Origin of the sequence: Protofrankia sp. Cas3 (genome assembly GCF_963555955.1) — a bacterium.
GTDB lineage: Bacteria > Actinomycetota > Actinomycetes > Frankiales > Frankiaceae > Protofrankia.
Genome location: NZ_CAUVXP010000288.1, coordinates 1 through 3,424 on the forward strand (window position 1 = coordinate 1; position 3,424 = coordinate 3,424).

Below are 3,424 nucleotides of genomic sequence, written 5' to 3' on the forward strand. Positions count from 1 at the left end.
CTCTTAACGATGTGAATCCGATGTTCCTACCACAACACCAGATTCACATCGTTCCCAAAGAGCGACCGGCAACAGTCCCGCGACACCGCGGCCAGGGGCCGGCCCGTACAGGGCGGGATCCACCCGTGACCGGGTCGTCCAGGTCACCCGGGCGGGCAGGCCACGCAGCTCCCGACCGGCGTAGGGAGGGTGACGACGAGCCTGGCCAGGGCCAGTCCGAGCCGTTCGGGGGACCAGATGGCGCAGGGGAAAAAGGTGGTACACCTCGGCACAGTGATCACGACCGACGACGTTCGCGCCCTGGATGAGGTCTCGTCGACCTGATCCCCACCTGATGATCCCGATCCCGTAGTCGCCGGTCCGACGGGACGCTCACGTCCCGGTCCCCCACAGAGCAGAGATCGGCAGACAGACCAGCCCCGCGCCGAAACTGAGCGATTCGGCACCGCAGTAGAACACGAATCCAGCGTGAAACCGTGCGCCGAGCCGCCGCTGCAGGAGTTTCAGGCCACGGAAGTCCTCCGCACGTACCGTCTCCGCGGCCTTCACCTCGATACCGATAACCCGGCCTACGTTGTCCTCCAGAACCCCATCCACTTCGTACTGGTCCCGGTCACGGTAATGATACAGCCGAGCGGATGTCTGGGACCAGGTCAGCTGCCGCGCCAGTTCGCTGAGGACGAAGTTCTCGAGCAGACCGCCGACCGGCCCGTCGGTGCTGGGGCTCGTCGCCAGGTAATTGGCGAGCCCGGTATCCACGAAGATAGCTTTGGGCGTCGCGACCGCCCTTGTCGTGAGGTTCGTCGACCACGCTGGCACGAGCCGCACGAGATAGACCGTTTCCAGAATGTTGATGTAGCTACGGGCTGTCGGGGCCGAAAGACCCAGTTCGCCCGCAATACGGCTGATGTTGAGTAGTCCGCCGGTCTGTGCGGCCAACAACGAAAGGAGCCTGCGCATCTCGCCGGACTTCTCGATGTCGGCCACCTGCCTGACATCACGGCTGAGCAGATCTGAAACATAGCCCTCGAAGAACCGCTGCCGCCGGCGCGGGTTCTCTCGCCGCCATGCTTCCGGGTAGCCTCCTCGGGTCATCCTGGCGAGGTAGTCCTTACGTTTCAGCACCGACGACCCGCTACGCAGGTCGGCACCGAGTGTGAAAGCAGCATCGACGAAGCCGTCGGGAGCATCGTCGATCTCACCTTGGGACAACGGCCAGAGTTCGACGGTCTCGGATCGACCGGGCAAGGCATCGGGCAGGCCGTGCAATGCGAGCAGCCGCGCAGATCCGGTCAGCAGGAATCGGCCGGGCCGAGGATCACGGTCGACGAGATTTTTGATTGCCAGCCAGAGATCGGGCACTCGTTGTACCTCGTCGATGAGCATCAGACCGTCGTGGCGAATGAACCGGACCGGGTCCTCGGTGGCAGCGGCCCGGGTCGCCGGGTCATCGAGAAACCGGGCTACCCCGTCGGCCCGCGCCCGCAGCACGACCTCAGCCAGGGTGCTCTTGCCAACCTGGCGGGCACCGTTGACGACCACGACCCGCGTGTCGGCCAGCGCCTCTGTGATCAGGTCCACCGCTCGTCTGGGTACATAGTCAGCCGCCCTGCGCACGAAGTGATCGTAGCAGCACCCCTTCGATCTGCCGAATAAGGATCTTTCAATCTGCCGATCCTCTACCTTTCGATCTGCCGAATCACGATCTTTCGATCTGCCGAACCGGCCTTCCTGTCTGCCGGAGCTCCGCCCGACCCGACCGTGCCGATATCCACACCCTGCACGAACAAATGTTCGACTTTGAGAGCATTTCGGACTATCGTTGATCTATGCCGAACGCCGACGACATCCCGGCGTGCTCTGGGGCACCCGCCGATGCCGTCGGTAGCCACCCGCTGTTGCCACCAGGCCATGGCGACGGCCAGCACAAGAAAGCCCTGGCCTGGTGGCCCGCGCCCACCGCTGCGTGACAGCCTGCGGCTTCGCGGTGGCGGCCATTGACCGCAGCGTGAGTGAACAGGTGCGAAATGTCGTCTTGACGCGGCCCTACACCCGTCCCACCGCACGAAACAGCTGAGGAATTGATAAAATCTGTTTCAGGTGTGCCGGGAAGCCTGGTCGGCGTGGGGGATGGACTGCAGCGATCCGCGGCAGCAACCCCGATCACGGACCAGAGGTTCGGCGGATGCGTGCGGTGGGGACAGTCCTCTTTCTTGTGGTGCTGGCAACCGCGGTAGCCACCGGGGCACGCCGCTGGCGGGTGCCCGCTCCACCCCTGCTGGTGCTGGCCGGTCTTGCAGTGGCGCTCATGCCGGGCACCCCTACCTTGCACATAGCTCCGCAGACCATCGGTCTGGTCGTCCTGCCTCCGCTGCTGTACGCCTCCGCCGAGGAGCTGTCCCTGCGCGACCTGCGCATGGTGTGGCGGCCGGTCGTTGTTCTGGCGTTCGGCCTGGTGCTGGCCTCCTCCGCCGCCGTGGGCGCGGTGACCGCTGCGCTCACGCCGTTGCCGGTCGCCATGGCTTTCGTGCTGGGCACGGTGCTGGCCAGTACCGACCCGGTCGCGGTCACCGCGCTCGGCCGCAGGCTCGCGCTTCCCGGACGGGTGCAGGTACTGGTACAGGCGGAGAGCCTGTTCAACGACGCCACCTCGCTGGTGCTCTTCAAGGTCGCCGTCACCGTCGCGGTGGCCTCCGGCGCGGTCAGCTGGGACGTGGTCGGCGGTGAGTTCGTCCTGCTTGCGGGCGGTGGCAGTGCGATCGGCGCGGTGGTCGCGGTGGTGGTCGCGGCCATCCGCCGCCGCACCACCGACCCCGTGCTGGAGACCGTGATCGCCCTGATCACCCCGTACACCGCCTATGTGCTGGCCGAGTCCGCGCACATGTCGGGGGTCACCGCCGTCGTGGTCGCGGGCGTGCTGCTAGGCCGGTCCGGGCACCAGCTCAGTGACGCCCATATCCGGCTGCAGCTGCACGCCGTGTACGCGGTGGTGATCTTCCTGCTCGAGAGCGTCGTCTTCAGCATCATCGGCCTTGAACTGCCGTCCCTGATCCGTGAACTCCCGACCGGAACCGGTCTGTGGCCGCTGCAGGCACTCGCCATCGCCGCCACTCTGATCGCCCTGCGGGTGGTGTGGATGCTCCCGCTGTCCGCGGCGGTCAGGCCCACCAGCGGCCGCCCGTCCTGGCGCCTGGCGGGCGTGGTGACCTGGGCCGGCACCCGGGGCGTGATGCCGCTGGCCGCAGCCCTGTCCATCCCGCTCACCGCCACCGACGGCACCCCACTGCCCGGGCGCCCTCTGATCCTGACCCTCACCACCGCCGTCGTCGTCTTCACTCTCGTCCTCCAGGGTCTGAGCCTTGCCCACGTCGTGAGCCGCTCCGGACTCGCCCTCGAACCCGAGCACACCGCCCGGGAGGAAACC

General features: G+C 66.6%; 2 protein-coding genes. One reads left to right on the top strand and one right to left on the bottom strand.

What is annotated here, in order from left to right; translation table 11 throughout:
• Positions 1 to 372 precede the first annotated feature (372 nt).
• The gene (locus U9983_RS27235; RefSeq protein WP_322756755.1) at positions 373 to 1,581 is read right to left on the bottom strand and encodes an ATP-binding protein; all 1,209 of its coding nucleotides are present in this window, start codon (positions 1,579 to 1,581) and stop codon (positions 373 to 375) included.
• A 604-nt stretch (positions 1,582 to 2,185) separates the two neighbouring features.
• Here U9983_RS27235 and U9983_RS27240 point away from each other — a divergent pair.
• Positions 2,186 to 3,424, top strand: a 1,239-nt coding sequence (locus U9983_RS27240) for a cation:proton antiporter (protein ID WP_322756756.1), incomplete at its 3' end; no start/stop codon positions are given.